At 62.0% G+C, this 13,472-nt stretch carries 13 protein-coding genes and 1 pseudogene; 7 read left to right on the top strand and 7 right to left on the bottom strand.

Annotated elements, in window-relative coordinates:
- The 6 genes and pseudogenes from BLU88_RS18320 to BLU88_RS17990 form a co-directional block, all read left to right on the top strand.
- Window positions 1-244 (top strand): annotated as a pseudogene (locus tag BLU88_RS18320) (glycosyltransferase); the annotation flags it as partial.
- A 218-nt stretch (window positions 245-462) separates the two neighbouring features.
- Window positions 463-708 carry a hypothetical protein gene (locus tag BLU88_RS18010; RefSeq protein WP_092016950.1) on the top strand — a complete coding sequence of 82 codons (246 nt, stop codon included), beginning with the start codon at window positions 463-465 and terminating at the stop codon, window positions 706-708.
- A gap of 85 nt (window positions 709-793) precedes the next feature.
- The gene (locus tag BLU88_RS18005) at window positions 794-2,770 is read left to right on the top strand and encodes a glycosyltransferase (protein ID WP_092016948.1); all 1,977 of its coding nucleotides are present in this window, start codon (window positions 794-796) and stop codon (window positions 2,768-2,770) included.
- Between the two features lie 111 nt (window positions 2,771-2,881).
- The gene (locus BLU88_RS18000) at window positions 2,882-3,424 is read left to right on the top strand and encodes a suppressor of defective silencing 3 (protein WP_157689217.1); all 543 of its coding nucleotides are present in this window, start codon (window positions 2,882-2,884) and stop codon (window positions 3,422-3,424) included.
- Entirely contained in the window at window positions 3,417-4,022 is a 606-nt protein-coding gene (locus BLU88_RS17995) for a hypothetical protein (protein WP_092016944.1), read from the top strand. Before BLU88_RS18000 ends, BLU88_RS17995 begins: the two co-directional genes overlap by 8 nt.
- A 247-nt stretch (window positions 4,023-4,269) precedes the next feature.
- Complete coding sequence (locus tag BLU88_RS17990) at window positions 4,270-5,151, top strand: hypothetical protein (protein ID WP_092016942.1); 882 nt, start codon at window positions 4,270-4,272, stop codon at window positions 5,149-5,151.
- Between the two features lie 253 nt (window positions 5,152-5,404).
- Here BLU88_RS17990 and BLU88_RS18240 read toward each other — a convergent pair whose 3' ends face one another.
- Both BLU88_RS18240 and BLU88_RS18880 read right to left on the bottom strand, forming a co-directional pair.
- Window positions 5,405-5,581 (bottom strand): hypothetical protein, encoded by a 177-nt coding sequence (locus BLU88_RS18240; protein WP_157689214.1) that lies wholly within the window; start codon window positions 5,579-5,581, stop codon window positions 5,405-5,407.
- A gap of 133 nt (window positions 5,582-5,714) precedes the next feature.
- A complete protein-coding gene (locus tag BLU88_RS18880) occupies window positions 5,715-6,077 on the bottom strand; it encodes a hypothetical protein (protein WP_157689216.1) in 363 nt (120 codons plus the stop codon).
- A gap of 159 nt (window positions 6,078-6,236) precedes the next feature.
- Here BLU88_RS18880 and BLU88_RS18230 point away from each other — a divergent pair, with 159 nt between their 5' ends.
- Window positions 6,237-6,413, top strand: coding sequence for a hypothetical protein (locus tag BLU88_RS18230; RefSeq protein WP_157689214.1), 177 nt, complete (start codon window positions 6,237-6,239; stop codon window positions 6,411-6,413).
- A 251-nt stretch (window positions 6,414-6,664) separates the two neighbouring features.
- On the opposite strand, the gene BLU88_RS17980 is transcribed toward BLU88_RS18230, so the two are convergent.
- From BLU88_RS17980 to BLU88_RS17960, 5 genes are all read right to left on the bottom strand, one after another.
- Window positions 6,665-6,976: a hypothetical protein gene (locus tag BLU88_RS17980; RefSeq protein WP_092016938.1), complete on the bottom strand. Its 312-nt coding sequence runs from the start codon at window positions 6,974-6,976 to the stop codon at window positions 6,665-6,667.
- Window positions 6,977-7,259: 283 nt separating this feature from the next.
- On the bottom strand, window positions 7,260-8,396 hold the full coding sequence (locus BLU88_RS17975; protein ID WP_092016935.1) for a hypothetical protein: 1,137 nt from the start codon (window positions 8,394-8,396) through the stop codon (window positions 7,260-7,262).
- The gene (locus tag BLU88_RS17970; protein WP_092008942.1) at window positions 8,389-11,022 is read right to left on the bottom strand and encodes a glycosyltransferase; all 2,634 of its coding nucleotides are present in this window, start codon (window positions 11,020-11,022) and stop codon (window positions 8,389-8,391) included. Before BLU88_RS17970 ends, BLU88_RS17975 begins: the two co-directional genes overlap by 8 nt.
- Window positions 11,019-11,354 (bottom strand): hypothetical protein, encoded by a 336-nt coding sequence (locus BLU88_RS17965; RefSeq protein ID WP_092008941.1) that lies wholly within the window; start codon window positions 11,352-11,354, stop codon window positions 11,019-11,021. Before BLU88_RS17965 ends, BLU88_RS17970 begins: the two co-directional genes overlap by 4 nt.
- Before the next feature lie 218 nt (window positions 11,355-11,572).
- The gene (locus tag BLU88_RS17960) at window positions 11,573-13,465 is read right to left on the bottom strand and encodes a glycosyltransferase family protein (RefSeq protein ID WP_231939498.1); all 1,893 of its coding nucleotides are present in this window, start codon (window positions 13,463-13,465) and stop codon (window positions 11,573-11,575) included.
- Between the last annotated feature and the right edge of the window lie 7 nt (window positions 13,466-13,472).

The following is a 13,472-nucleotide window of genomic DNA, read 5'->3' as shown; positions in this document are numbered from 1 at the left end:
GACTCTGATGACGCATCGGACAACGCTTCTGGACAATCCGTTCGCGGAGCGCACTCTCGGTGAGGACACGGAGCTCCAACAGAGACTCATCGCTTCCGGAGCCCAGATCTACTCGGCTGACAGGTTCAACTTCGTCCAGGTCCGCGGATACCATGCACACACGTGGAGCGTCGACGACAGCCACCTATTGGCCAACGGGGACGTCCACGCATTCGGATACGCTCCGGACCACTACTGCTTCTGAGGCTCCACTCGTCGACGCTCTGCTGATCGTTAGACCGGCCCGAATCGACCGGCCTGCGGAATTCTTCGTATGCGCCAGGTGAACTGTTGGTGAAATGGGCAGTTTCGGTCTGATCCGGTCAGTAGCGTGACGGTCATGCTGTGAAGATTTCGCAGTGGGACTCCACCGCTTCCGATGGCCAGAAGTTCCATTGCGGACGTTGGACAACTGGAGCCCATTTGAAGACCACCACGACCGGAGCCGAGGACCTCGGATCCGTCCGCGAGAACGTCTCCCGTGTCATTGATGAGACTTCGTCGCTCAATGCCGAACTCGCCAAGGAACTCATCAGCGCCTACGACCGTGAGTCGAAGCTGCTGGGAGGCATCAACAAGCGCGAGAAGGAGATCGAGCGACTGAGAACGAAGTCGCGAAACGAGATGCGAAACTCGCCTCGGTCAATGAACGGCTCGAACGGCTGCTGAGCTCCAAAGCCATGCAGGTGCAGCGCGCGTACTGGCGTCTGCGCCGTCTGCAACGCAGCACATCCCAGCAGAAGGTCGGTCAGCGATGAAGGACGCCGATATCAAGAAGCGGCAGGCCTCTCTTGACACCCGAATCAGGGAGCTGAAGGCAACCCGCGCTCGTCAGAAGTCACTCGAGGTACACACGCAGTCTGACTATTTCATCGACGGTCTGTTCGGACGGCACCCCTACATCGATCTGGCTGATTCGCGTGAGGAGTACCTCGAGCGCCATCGCTCCTTCGCCGCCCCAGTCGAAACCAAGATCTCGGCCCTCGTCGAAAAAGCTCAGCAGCTGCCGAGAACTTCGGGGCAGCATTGGGATCCTCGACGGAAGCTGCGCATCGGCATCATCGCCGACCGGTTCCTCTTCGACTCGCTCAAGGACGCGGCTCATGTGGTGCCGATCAGTCCTGAGACCTATGAGCAGGACATGGCGGACACCGACCTGCTGCTCATCACCTCTGCCTGGCGCGGCCTCGACGACGAATGGTTCAACATCGCACTGTCCGGTTCGCCGGCACGCCAGGTTCTCGAGTCGCAGGTCGTTCCATTCGCCCGTGAGAACGAGATTCCGATCGCCTTCTATTCGAAGGAGGATCCTCCGAACTACGAACAGTTCGCTCCCCTTGCGAAGTTCGCCGACCACGTGTTCACCAGCGCTGTCGAATGCGTGCCCCGATACCGCGAGTACCTCCACCACCAAGTGCCGGTGACTGTGCTGCCTTTCGCAGTTAACTTCGTCCATCACCATCCCCTCGGTAGCATGCGCCACTCCGGCCGCGAGTTCGTCTTCGCCGGATCCTGGTTCGAGCACAAGTACCCGGAGCGGAAGTCGTCTGCCCAAAGGATCTTCGACGGTCTGCTATCGGCCGGAGCTGATCTCACGATCGTCGACCGCAACCTCGAACTAGACACGGAGAAGTTCGCGAAGGCTGAACGCTATCTCTTCCCTGAGCGGTACCTGCCGCATCTGCACAGGCCGATCGATCACGAGACCCTGCTCGACCTGCAGCGTCTCCTTCCTGTGGGCATCAACCTCAACTCGGTCGTGAACTCCCAATCGATGTATGCCAACCGGATCATCGAGCTGCAGGCCATGGGCACGTTCATCGTCTCGAACTACAACGCGGGAGTGAACTCCCTCTATCCGCAGGTGTGTATGCCCGACTCCTCTCTCGACATGAAGCAGACGTACCGTGCTCTGACACAGAGAAGCATCCGGCAGGCACAGGTGGCGGGAATCCGCGCCGCTTTCACCGCCAACACCGCATTCGACCGCATCGACACGATCGCCGAGGAGATGGGGCTGGATTCCGGTTCACCCGATCACACGGTCTACATCACCGGACTGGCCGAATCCGACTTCGAAGACTTCCGCCGGATACAGTCTTATGCGGGTCCGATGGCGGCTCTTCCAAACGGCTCAGACCGTGTCGCCGGAGCCGACGGCGACGTCGTCATCAACCTGACCGGGCATTCCGATTTCGGTCATCACCTCGTTCAGGACGCGGTTAACGCCTTCCGCTTCACCGACGTCGATGAGGTTCGGATCCTGCCCATCGATACCGCTGAGCCTCTCTACGAATTCGTCGGTCCGGTCGACTCCGACCAACAGATCACTGCTACGTGGTGCCCCGTCGGCAGCCACCTCGGTGACGGTGTCGGGCCCGAGCGGACAACGCTGGCGATCGCCTCGGATCTCGTCCTCGAGCGAGCCGAGACGATCGACGTCACGGTCGAGCCCGAGATCAGCGTCATCGTGCCCGTGTACAACAACGGCCCTCACCTGAAGTTCAAGTGCTTCGAGTCCCTGCGCCGGTCCTCGATCTTCGACCGCTGCGAAATCCTCCTCGTCGACGACGGATCCACGGACATCGAAACACCTGCGATCCTCGACGAACTCGACCGTGCCTACCCGAACGTTCGAGTCCACCGGTTCCCGGCCGGTGGTTCAGGAAGCGCCTCACGTCCACGCAACAAGGGCTCGAACTCACCCGCGCCCGTACGTGACCTACCTTGATCCGGACAACGAGCAGACGAACGACGGTTTTGCGCTGCTGCTCGAGATGGTCGAAGAGCACGGATACGACTTCGCCATCGCAATATGATGCGGTTCAAGCACAACCGGATCATGATCAAGAACGCGGGCATCCTGCGACCGGTCGTCGGCGACGACGGCGTGCTCGAAGACAATGCGCTCTCGCGTGTGAACTTCCAACCGATGAGCATCCAGGCACTCGTGGCTGACACGCAGTGGTTGAAGGGGCTCGGCATCTACCAGCCGATCGGCGCTGTCGGACAGGACTCGTACTTCTTCCAGCAGATGCTCTTCCACGCCAATCGGATCGGGCTGACGCCCACACCGATCCACACCTATTACGCGGCGGTGACGAACTCGACGGTCAACGCAATCAATCCCCATTTCTACGAGAAGTACCTCCCTTTGGAGGAGGACCGGTCTGCGTGGCTGCGCGAGGTCGGGCTGCTCGAGGACTACAACGCGAAGCGGCTCGAACAGTTCGTCAAGGGATGGTTCGTCCAAAAGCTCGCCTTCGCCGCCGAGGAGGACAAGGACGAGTGCATGAACCTCATCCGTCGTCTCACTCACTTCTACGGCAAGACAACGTGGAAGGACTCAGAACTCGCCGAGCTCCACTCTGTGCCGCATGTCTGAGGCTTCGATGACCGAAGAGCCTCCGTTCGACCAGTTGGGCACACTGCTGCCCGGAGACTGCATCGTACGGCGGCCCGGCACCTTCCAACGATTCGACTTCCACGTCGGTACGGTCACCGTGCCGGCTCTGCTGTGGTGCCGGCCGGAACAGACAGGTCGACTGCTCATCGCCTTCAATGGGGCCGTCCGGCGCACACCGGAGAAGGATCCGCAGGAGATCTTCCAACGCCGGACATGGGTCGACGACATCGAAGCGGATATTCTCTTCCTCTCGGACCCGACCCTGCGTTCCGACAATCGGATCAGCATCGGTTGGGGACAAGGAACGCAGGGCCGCTATGCCAACCCCGCAATGGCACAGACCGCCCGCTTCACAGCAGAGTGCCTCGACATTCCCGCGGGCGCGCGGCTCTACTTCGGCACCAGCGCAGGAGGCTTCCAAGCCCTTCAAGCCGCCGCCCGAGACGAGGGCAGCCGTGCGCTGGTGAAACAATCCGCAGATCGACTGGACGAAATACATGCCGACCTTCGTCGACACCATCGCTGGGTACTCCTACGAGGACCAACCGACCGAGGACATCGCCATCGATCACCCTGACAGGACCTCGGTCGCTCACGCGTTCGCCGCATTCGGTCATATTCCGCGCACACGTTGTCTCATCAACGCAGCCAGCAAGAATGACTCACTTGCCCAGCTGCCCGCCTCGTCGCCGCTCTGCCGGCGCAGTCAGGCGAGCGCTCATGCTTCGATGTGTCGCTCTATTCCGACGTCCGGGGCGGGCACAACCCTCTGCCGAGGCCCGCCACCACCACGGCGATCAACAGCATCCTCAGGGAAGCCATCAATGAGTGACACCATCGAGACCGACGCCACGTTCCCCGCCCTTTCTCCGGACCCTGAATCGATCGTCGCGGGAGTATCGGCCGCTGCCCGGGCCCTGGCCGACCATGCCGACGACATCGGGATGGCCGCGCGCCGGATCTGCGTCGAGCTCAAGGACCTCACGACCTCGGCGACGGTCCGCCGAATTCTCTTCCATATCGCCGTTGCTGAGGGCTCGTCGTTGCGGTCACGCTTCGTCGCCGACCATCTCTCCACTCACGGTCACCCCCGTTTGGCACGTCTGTTGACCGACCATGCCATTGCCTCCGGAGCGAAACCCTGGCAGCGACGACGGCTGGAGCCCCTGCTGAATGAACTGCCCCACCAGGACTCCGGTGCGGGTGTCCGGGAGACATTCGACCTGACAGTCACTGCCGAAGGCGGTGTCTCACTCGCCGGTACTGGAGGCTCTTCGCCGATCGAGTTCGGTGGCGGCACCGAGACTCCATGGTTCCAGACGCTCATTCGACGACTCGACGACCGCCCAGACGGCATCCACCATGATGTTGTCCGCATCCGCACCCAGTCAACCGTGCGGGCGCAGGATGCGCTGGATTCTGTGCTCGAACGCCTGGCGATCCTGCCCGTCGTGTCTGCCGTCGTCACCGAATCCACGGATGCGGCACTGTCGATATCCGAGCGGCTCGGAAGGCCACTGCTCGAACGGTCGCGAACACTTCTGCTCGCTCCGAACCGATCCGGTGAGAACGTGATCGTGTCGGTGCGCGGCTCCGAGCTGCTGGATGCAGGCCCGACCGCTGATCTCGTACTCCCGGAGCCGAAGACGTCACAGCCCTGGCCGCTGCGCTCGGGCTGGAAGCCATCATCGGCTCACCGGCAGTGAGCAAGCATGTGCGAGTCGTCGTTGATGCCTTCCGCGTGGAGTCGTTCCGGCTGCTGCCGTTGTCCTCGACGTACCGCGCTTTCACCAAGCTGCTGCGTTTTCGCGGAAACCCGGGCCGAGACTGCTGCGGTGAGGAACGTCCTCACCGGCCACCTCTTGGCATCAGGCTTTTACGACGAAACCTTGGGCCTTGCCACAATCGCGCTGCATCAGAGCGCGGGAAGGTCTTCAAGGCACGTCTCATCCGAGCTCTCTACGGAACCGGCCGCTTCAGCGAGATCGCCCTCGTCGCCGACCCTGCTGCCGCATCCGCCGCGGACAGGCCCATCATCCGGGAGGCGGCTGCGGCGTCTGAGATGTTGGACGAGCTGGCGGAAGCAGCCGATAGTTCGACGATTTCGTTCTCCCCGGTCGCAGGCAAGATACTCACCGTTTCTTCATGCGAGTGCACCCGATCAGAGCGGCGGATATGCAGTTCGTGCCCACAACGTCCTCAAGACCATCGTTGCCAACGGCTATGAGCTCACCGCACTGACCCGGCCTGGTTTCCCCGAAGCTGCGAATCATTTGGAACCGGGGGCGACTGCCGAGGTGCTGCATGACGGAATCCGTACCTGCGTCTGGGCAGCAATGCTGCACGCTTCGACGGGGAGTTCGCCTATATGCGTGAATCCGTTGATCACTATGCCGAGGTGATCCGCCGCGAGCGCCCCTCGGCGGTCCACTGCGTGCTCGCTCCGACACATACCGGCCTGTCGACACCAGTCCGCAGACGTGCCGGAGCGCGCCGCGAGGCCGGGCCGCCGACGCTCGCGGCGGATCACCTCGGCATAGTGATCAACGGATTCACGCATATAGGCGAACTCCCCGTCGAAGCGTGCAGCATTGCTGCCCAGACGCAGGTACCGGATTCCGTCATGCAGCACCTCGGCAGTCGCCCCCGGTTCCAAATGATTCGCAGCTTCGGGGAAACCAGGCCGGGTCAGTGCGGTGAGCTCATAGCCGTTGGCAACGATGGTCTTGAGGACGTTGTGGGCACGAACTGCATATCCGCCGCTCTGACGGGTGCACTCGCATGAAGAACGGTGAGTATCTTGCCTGCGACCGGGGAGAACGAAATCGTCGAACTATCGGCTGCTTCCGCCAGCTCGTCCAACATCTCAGACGCCGCAGCCGCCTCCCGGATGATGGGCCTGTCCGCGGCGGATGCGGCAGCAGGGTCGGCGACGAGGGCGATCTCGCTGAAGCGGCCGGTTCCGTAGAGAGCTCGGATGAGACGTGCCTTGAAGACCTTCCGCGCTCTGATGGCAGCGCGATTGTGGCAAGGCCCAAGGTTTCGTCGTAAAAGCCTGATGCCAAGAGGTGGCGGTGAGGACGTTCCTCACCGCAGCAGTCTCGGCCCGGGTTCCGCGAAAACGCAGCAGCTTGGTGAAAGCGCGGTACGTCGAGGACAACGGCAGCAGCCGGAACGACTCCACGCGGAAGGCATCAACGACGACTCGCACATGCTTGCTCACTGCCGGTGAGCCGATGATGGCTTCCAGCCCGAGCGCAGCGGCCAGGGCTGTGACGTCTTCGGCTCCGGGAGTACGAGATCAGCGGTCGGGCCTGCATCCAGCAGCTCGGAGCCGCGCACCGACACGATCACGTTCTCACCGGATCGGTTCGGAGCGAGCAGAAGTGTTCGCGACCGTTCGAGCAGTGGCCTTCCGAGCCGCTCGGATATCGACAGTGCCGCATCCGTGGATTCGGTGACGACGGCAGACACGACGGGCAGGATCGCCAGGCGTTCGAGCACAGAATCCAGCGCATCCTGCGCCCGCACGGTTGACTGGGTGCGGATGCGGACAACATCATGGTGGATGCCGTCTGGGCGGTCGTCGAGTCGTCGAATGAGCGTCTGGAACCATGGAGTCTCGGTGCCGCCACCGAACTCGATCGGCGAAGAGCCTCCAGTACCGGCGAGTGAGACACCGCCTTCGGCAGTGACTGTCAGGTCGAATGTCTCCCGGACACCCGCACCGGAGTCCTGGTGGGGCAGTTCATTCAGCAGGGCTCCAGCCGTCGTCGCTGCCAGGGTTTCGCTCCGGAGGCAATGGCATGGTCGGTCAACAGACGTGCCAAACGGGGGTGACCGTGAGTGGAGAGATGGTCGGCGACGAAGCGTGACCGCAACGACGAGCCCTCAGCAACGGCGATATGGAAGAGAATTCGGCGGACCGTCGCCGAGGTCGTGAGGTCCTTGAGCTCGACGCAGATCCGGCGCGCGGCCATCCCGATGTCGTCGGCATGGTCGCCAGGGCCCGGGCAGCGGCCGATACTCCCGCGACGATCGATTCAGGGTCCGGAGAAAGGGCGGGGAACGTGGCGTCGGTCTCGATGGTGTCACTCATTGATGGCTTCCTGAGGATGCTGTTGATCGCCGTGGTGGTGGCGGGCCTCGGCAGAGGGTTGTGCCCGCCCCGGACGTCGGAATAGAGCGACACATCGAAGCATGAGCGCTCGCCTGACTGCGCCGGCAGAGCGGCGACGAGGGCGGGCAGCTGGGCAAGTGAGTCATTCTTGCTGGCTGCGTTGATGAGACAACGTGTGCGCGGAATATGACCGAATGCGGCGAACGCGTGAGCGACCGAGGTCCTGTCAGGGTGATCGATGGCGATGTCCTCGGTCGGTTGGTCCTCGTAGGAGTACCCAGCGATGGTGTCGACGAAGGTCGGCATGTATTTCGTCCAGTCGATCTGCGGATTGTTCACCAGCGCACGGCTGCCCTCGTCTCGGGCGGCGGCTTGAAGGGCTTGGAAGCCTCCTGCGCTGGTGCCGAAGTAGAGCCGCGCGCCCGCGGGAATGTCGAGGCACTCTGCTGTGAAGCGGGCGGTCTGTGCCATTGCGGGGTTGGCATAGCGGCCCTGCGTTCCTTGTCCCCAACCGATGCTGATCCGATTGTCGGAACGCAGGGTCGGGTCCGAGAGGAAGAGAATATCCGCTTCGATGTCGTCGACCCATGTCCGGCGTTGGAAGATCTCCTGCGGATCCTTCTCCGGTGTGCGCCGGACGGCCCCATTGAAGGCGATGAGCAGTCGACCTGTCTGTTCCGGCCGGCACCACAGCAGAGCCGGCACGGTGACCGTACCGACGTGGAAGTCGAATCGTTGGAAGGTGCCGGGCCGCCGTACGATGCAGTCTCCGGGCAGCAGTGTGCCCAACTGGTCGAACGGAGGCTCTTCGGTCATCGAAGCCTCAGACATGCGGCACAGAGTGGAGCTCGGCGAGTTCTGAGTCCTTCCACGTTGTCTTGCCGTAGAAGTGAGTGAGACGACGGATGAGGTTCATGCACTCGTCCTTGTCCTCCTCGGCGGCGAAGGCGAGCTTTTGGACGAACCATCCCTTGACGAACTGTTCGAGCCGCTTCGCGTTGTAGTCCTCGAGCAGCCCGACCTCGCGCAGCCACGCAGACCGGTCCTCCTCCAAAGGGAGGTACTTCTCGTAGAAATGGGGATTGATTGCGTTGACCGTCGAGTTCGTCACCGCCGCGTAATAGGTGTGGATCGGTGTGGGCGTCAGCCCGATCCGATTGGCGTGGAAGAGCATCTGCTGGAAGAAGTACGAGTCCTGTCCGACAGCGCCGATCGGCTGGTAGATGCCGAGCCCCTTCAACCACTGCGTGTCAGCCACGAGTGCCTGGATGCTCATCGGTTGGAAGTTCACACGCGAGAGCGCATTGTCTTCGAGCACGCCGTCGTCGCCGACGACCGGTCGCAGGATGCCCGCGTTCTTGATCATGATCCGGTTGTGCTTGAACCGCATCATATTGCCGATGGCGAAGTCGTATCCGTGCTCTTCGACCATCTCGAGCAGCAGCGCAAAACCGTCGTTCGTCTGCTCGTTGTCCGGATCAAGGTAGGTCACGTACGGGGCGCGGGTGAGTTCGAGCCCCTTGTTGCGTGGACGTGAGGCGCTTCCTGAACCACCGGCCGGGAACCGGTGGACTCGAACGTTCGGGTAGGCACGGTCGAGTTCGTCGAGGATCGCAGGTGTTTCGATGTCCGTGGATCCGTCGTCGACGAGGAGGATTTCGCAGCGGTCGAAGATCGAGGACCGGCGCAGGGACTCGAAGCACTTGAACTTCAGGTGAGGGCCGTTGTTGTACACGGGCACGATGACGCTGATCTCGGGCTCGACCGTGACGTCGATCGTCTCGGCTCGCTCGAGGACGAGATCCGAGGCGATCGCCAGCGTTGTCCGCTCGGGCCCGACACCGTCACCGAGGTGGCTGCCGACGGGGCACCACGTAGCAGTGATCTGTTGGTCGGAGTCGACCGGACCGACGAATTCGTAGAGAGGCTCAGCGGTATCGATGGGCAGGATCCGAACCTCATCGACGTCGGTGAAGCGGAAGGCGTTAACCGCGTCCTGAACGAGGTGATGACCGAAATCGGAATGCCCGGTCAGGTTGATGACGACGTCGCCGTCGGCTCCGGCGACACGGTCTGAGCCGTTTGGAAGAGCCGCCATCGGACCCGCATAAGACTGTATCCGGCGGAAGTCTTCGAAGTCGGATTCGGCCAGTCCGGTGATGTAGACCGTGTGATCGGGTGAACCGGAATCCAGCCCCATCTCCTCGGCGATCGTGTCGATGCGGTCGAATGCGGTGTTGGCGGTGAAAGCGGCGCGGATTCCCGCCACCTGTGCCTGCCGGATGCTTCTCTGTGTCAGAGCACGGTACGTCTGCTTCATGTCGAGAGAGGAGTCGGGCATACACACCTGCGGATAGAGGGAGTTCACTCCCGCGTTGTAGTTCGAGACGATGAACGTGCCCATGGCCTGCAGCTCGATGATCCGGTTGGCATACATCGATTGGGAGTTCACGACCGAGTTGAGGTTGATGCCCACAGGAAGGAGACGCTGCAGGTCGAGCAGGGTCTCGTGATCGATCGGCCTGTGCAGATGCGGCAGGTACCGCTCAGGGAAGAGATAGCGTTCAGCCTTCGCGAACTTCTCCGTGTCTAGTTCGAGGTTGCGGTCGACGATCGTGAGATCAGCTCCGGCCGATAGCAGACCGTCGAAGATCCTTTGGGCAGACGACTTCCGCTCCGGGTACTTGTGCTCGAACCAGGATCCGGCGAAGACGAACTCGCGGCCGGAGTGGCGCATGCTACCGAGGGGATGGTGATGGACGAAGTTAACTGCGAAAGGCAGCACAGTCACCGGCACTTGGTGGTGGAGGTACTCGCGGTATCGGGGCACGCATTCGACAGCGCTGGTGAACACGTGGTCGGCGAACTTCGCAAGGGGAGCGAACTGTTCGTAGTTCGGAGGATCCTCCTTCGAATAGAAGGCGATCGGAATCTCGTTCTCACGGGCGAATGGAACGACCTGCGACTCGAGAACCTGGCGTGCCGGCGAACCGGACAGTGCGATGTTGAACCATTCGTCGTCGAGGCCGCGCCAGGCAGAGGTGATGAGCAGCAGGTCGGTGTCCGCCATGTCCTGCTCATAGGTCTCAGGACTGATCGGCACCACATGAGCCGCGTCCTTGAGCGAGTCGAAGAGGAACCGGTCGGCGATGATGCCGATGCGCAGCTTCCGTCGAGGATCCCAATGCTGCCCCGAAGTTCTCGGCAGCTGCTGAGCTTTTTCGACGAGGGCCGAGATCTTGGTTTCGACTGGGGCGGCGAAGGAGCGATGGCGCTCGAGGTACTCCTCACGCGAATCAGCCAGATCGATGTAGGGGTGCCGTCCGAACAGACCGTCGATGAAATAGTCAGACTGCGTGTGTACCTCGAGTGACTTCTGACGAGCGCGGGTTGCCTTCAGCTCCCTGATTCGGGTGTCAAGAGAGGCCTGCCGCTTCTTGATATCGGCGTCCTTCATCGCTGACCGACCTTCTGCTGGGATGTGCTGCGTTGCAGACGGCGCAGACGCCAGTACGCGCGCTGCACCTGCATGGCTTTGGAGCTCAGCAGCCGTTCGAGCCGTTCATTGACCGAGGCGAGTTTCGCATCTCGTTTCGCGACTTCGTTCTTCAGTCGCTCGATCTCCTTCTCGCGCTTGTTGATGCCTCCCAGCAGCTTCGACTCACGGTCGTAGGCGCTGATGAGTTCCTTGGCGAGTTCGGCATTGAGCGACGAAGTCTCATCAATGACACGGGAGACGTTCTCGCGGACGGATCCGAGGTCCTCGGCTCCGGTCGTGGTGGTCTTCAAATGGGCTCCAGTTGTCCAACGTCCGCAATGGAACTTCTGGCCATCGGAAGCGGTGGAGTCCCACTGCGAAATCTTCACAGCATGACCGTCACGCTACTGACCGGATCAGACCGAAACTGCCCATTTCACCAACAGTTCACCTGGCGCATACGAAGAATTCCGCAGGCCGGTCGATTCGGGCCGGTCTAACGATCAGCAGAGCGTCGACGAGTGGAGCCTCAGAAGCAGTAGTGGTCCGGAGCGTATCCGAATGCGTGGACGTCCCCGTTGGCCAATAGGTGGCTGTCGTCGACGCTCCACGTGTGTGCATGGTATCCGCGGACCTGGACGAAGTTGAACCTGTCAGCCGAGTAGATCTGGGCTCCGGAAGCGATGAGTCTCTGTTGGAGCTCCGTGTCCTCACCGAGAGTGCGCTCCGCGAACGGATTGTCCAGAAGCGTTGTCCGATGCGTCATCAGAGTCGGTCCCATGACGAGGTCGGTGAACCGGTGCTCGCGTTCGGGGAATCGGCAGATGACGATGTCACGGCCCCGAATGTGCAGGTAATGCGCTTGCTTGCCGACGAGATCGGCATTCGAATAGCGCAGTGCCGCGAGCTGGTCGCCCAGGTAGTGCGCTCCGTAGACATCGTCGTCGTCCATCTTCGCGATGACGGCCCCGGAGGCCGCCTGAACTCCGCGATTGAGGCAGACTCCCAACGGCTGCGCAGAATCGACCTCGACGATCTGCAGATGCTCGATCCCTGCTTCTGCGGCGCGGGCACGCAGATCGGCAGGTGCCGTGAATCCGTGGGTCACCAGCACGAGTTCCCTATCCGTGTGCAGCTGCGCGGCATGGGTGCGCAGAACCTCGCCGAGGTGGTCGGGTCGATTCGTCGACACCACAGCCGAGACGGACGTGGGGAATGGCTGCGCATAGTCCAAGCCGAGCGATTCCATCACTGTCATCGCTCGCTGCGTGTAGGTGTGCTCGGCCCAGATGCGTCGTTGGGCAAGGTGGACGGTGCGGTCTCTCAGTTCGGGGCTGCGCACATAGGCGCGCAGAGTCCACTCTGCTTCCTCCTGCGTCTCAGGCTGGGGGACCTCGGTGGTGGGGAAGAACTCTCGGGTCGCAGCACTCGGTGTGGTGACGACGGGGGTGCCGGCGGCACTGATCTCGAAGATCCTGCGTGCGCACATGCTCGGGGAGTCGGTGACGGAGTTGACGTTGAGGAAGACCTTGAAATGTTTGTAGGCGGTGAGCAGATTGCGGTACGGAAGCGAGCCGACCACACGCCCGGCCAAGCTGCCGGGGAACTGATAGCGCTCATCGTTGCCGAGGAACCGGGAGAAGATCTCCAGACCGTACTGCATCCTCGGCGATACGGCGTCAGCGGCACCGAGCAGCAGGTCCATCTGCTCTCTGCGCTCCGGATATTTGTGGGCGAAGTACATGCCGGCGAAGGCGATGTCTCTGGCGGCGGCATTCCGTGCAGGACGTGAGGGATTGTGGACCGCCGGCTGTGCAGCGAACGGCAAGGCGGCGACTCTGTCGTGACCGAGTCTGGAGCGATATTCGGGGATCAGCCTGACATCGCTGGTGAAGACGACGTCGAACATCTGTGCCAGGGGCAGAAAGTCCTCGAAGTGCGGGGGATCCTCCTTGTTCCAGAAGACGGTTGGAATGCCTCGGCGACGGCACTCGCCGAGCAGTTCGGTGATCTCGGGGCTCGGACCCGATGGGCTCGTGAGCTTGAATTTCCACTGACCGTCGTTGCCGCTCCAGGCAGACTCGACGAAGACGAAGTCGAGACCGTCGAGCTCGGTCGACCACTGTGTCGGTGACAGCGGTCGGAGCGACCATTCATAGCCGAAGCTCTCGGTCGAGAATTCGTCGAGGATGACCCCCACAGACAGCTGATCGAAGACCGGAGTGCGATGCTGCATCGGCAGGGGAGGAAACAGTTCTGCGAGGACCTCCGCCGACAGACTCCCCGTGGCGACCTCAGCGGAGGCTTCTGCGGCACCCTGGACCAACGAGCGGCGACGCCGCCACTTCGCGACTTGGCTGATTCCGCCGTTGCGCAGATGCCACACAGCGGTCCTCAGTGTGCGAAGTGGTGTCGGTGACACGTCATGA

Origin of the sequence: Brevibacterium siliguriense (assembly GCF_900105315.1) — a bacterium.
GTDB lineage: Bacteria > Actinomycetota > Actinomycetes > Actinomycetales > Brevibacteriaceae > Brevibacterium > Brevibacterium siliguriense.
This window is presented reverse-complemented; position numbering and strand designations above follow the sequence as displayed.

Excerpts from the sequence above, each read along its gene's own strand:
- BLU88_RS18005 (WP_092016948.1), top strand. The coding sequence starts at position 794 with ATGAAGGACGCCGATATCAAGAAGCGGCAGGCCTCTCTTGACACCCGA.
- BLU88_RS18000 (WP_157689217.1), top strand. The coding sequence starts at position 2,882 with ATGATCAAGAACGCGGGCATCCTGCGACCGGTCGTCGGCGACGACGGC.
- BLU88_RS17995 (WP_092016944.1), top strand. The coding sequence starts at position 3,417 with ATGTCTGAGGCTTCGATGACCGAAGAGCCTCCGTTCGACCAGTTGGGC.
- BLU88_RS17990 (WP_092016942.1), top strand. The coding sequence starts at position 4,270 with ATGAGTGACACCATCGAGACCGACGCCACGTTCCCCGCCCTTTCTCCG.
- BLU88_RS17975 (WP_092016935.1), bottom strand. The coding sequence starts at position 8,396 with ATGTCTGAGGCTTCGATGACCGAAGAGCCTCCGTTCGACCAGTTGGGC.
- BLU88_RS17970 (WP_092008942.1), bottom strand. The coding sequence starts at position 11,022 with ATGAAGGACGCCGATATCAAGAAGCGGCAGGCCTCTCTTGACACCCGA.